The organism is Bradyrhizobium sp., from assembly GCF_016462955.1.
GTDB lineage: Bacteria > Pseudomonadota > Alphaproteobacteria > Rhizobiales > Xanthobacteraceae > Bradyrhizobium.
Genome location: NZ_JAEMSD010000362.1, coordinates 5,655 through 7,081 on the forward strand (window position 1 = coordinate 5,655; position 1,427 = coordinate 7,081).

Annotated in this window: 1 protein-coding gene; it reads right to left on the minus strand. The window is 63.0% G+C overall.

The window, feature by feature from the left end:
• Positions 1 to 1,348: ferredoxin reductase (locus JHD07_RS28225; protein ID WP_366865347.1), on the minus strand; the 1,348-nt coding region annotated here is incomplete at its 3' end.
• Positions 1,349 to 1,427 lie beyond the last annotated feature (79 nt).

The window sequence follows — 1,427 nt, forward strand, 5'->3', positions numbered from 1 at the left end:
CGGCGCCGCGCGCCGGCCCGAACGCCTCCGTTTTGACCTGGTCTGGCGGGACTCCGAGTTCGGCGAGCAGCTTCTTCATCGCTTGCATCATGCCGGGCGGTCCGCAGAGGTGGACGCGCCGCCTGGCGATCTCGGGCACGGACTGGAGCAGTAACTCCTTGGTGATGTGTCCTTCGGCCCCCATCCAGGACGTGCCGGCCGCGCGCGCCATGGTGGCTGCAACATGAAGGTTGTGCATCCGGCGCTGGAGATATTCGAGCTCGTCGCGAAAGATGAAATGCGCCGTACTCTGTGCGCCATAGACGAGAAATGTCTCGCCCTTCCAGGCCGTATCGAACAGATAGCGGATCGCAGCCATCAGCGGCGTAATGCCGACACCGCCTCCGATGAGCACCACGCTGTCGGCTTCCTTGCCGGTGAAGGTGAATGTGCCTGAGGGCGCCGTCACCTCGAGCAGATCGCCCTCGGCAACTTTGTCATGCATGTAATCGGAGAAAATGCCCGGTTCTTCGCGCTTGATCGTGGTCTCGACATAGGCACTTTGTGCAGCCGATGACGCAATCGTATAGGATCGCCGGACGAGCTTGCCATCGATCTGTGCTGAGTATGTGAGGAATTGGCCCGGCGCGAAGCTGAACGGAATCGGCCCACCGTCTGGATTCTTGAGCCTGAACGTTTTCACGTCCTTTGTCTCTGGAAAGATGGCGGCCACGCGAAGCGTTCCTTTCCAAGGCCCCGCGTTTGCGCTGGCCGTCGGGGGCACAGGAGTCGAGGAGGGTTCCGGTGTCACGCCTGAAGCGGCGGGAGGTTTAGATGCCGATCCAGCAGTGGCGACCGGCGCACTCGCTGGAGGCGCTGTTGGTGCAGCGGTCGACGGGCTGGGGGGCCTGCCGGAGAAAGCTGCAATTGCCGGGGCACTCGTCAGACGCTGGACCAAGGCATTGGCGCGGCGCATGCGGAACAAGTAGAACGCGAGCATGGCGGCGGCGAACGCCGCGACGACCGTCATCGTGATCACATGAAACCACGACAGCCCCAGCGTTCCAAGATAATTGCCTGACGTTGCGGACGGTATATTCAGCTGAGCCTTGAACCAGGCCTGCGCGATTTGCGGAGGCGATTTGCCTTCGGCAAGGGCGCGAAGCGTCGTTGCGCCGCTCTTGACATTGTTCAGCCCGTCGCGCAGCCGGCCTGCGGCCTGTTCGACAGCGGCGGAGTCTCCCGCTGACCTGGCTTGGCGAAGCGCACTTTCCGCGTTCGCGATCTCGCTCGTGCCATTCGTGATTTGAGCTTGGGCCTGTGCCTCGATCGTGCGGCGCTGCTCGGCCGACAACGTCGGCATGTTCATCAGGGAGGGATAAAACTCCTTCGCTGGGCGGCGCCCCATCCCACCCCACCTCACCCCACGCCTAGCGTCACGGGAAGGT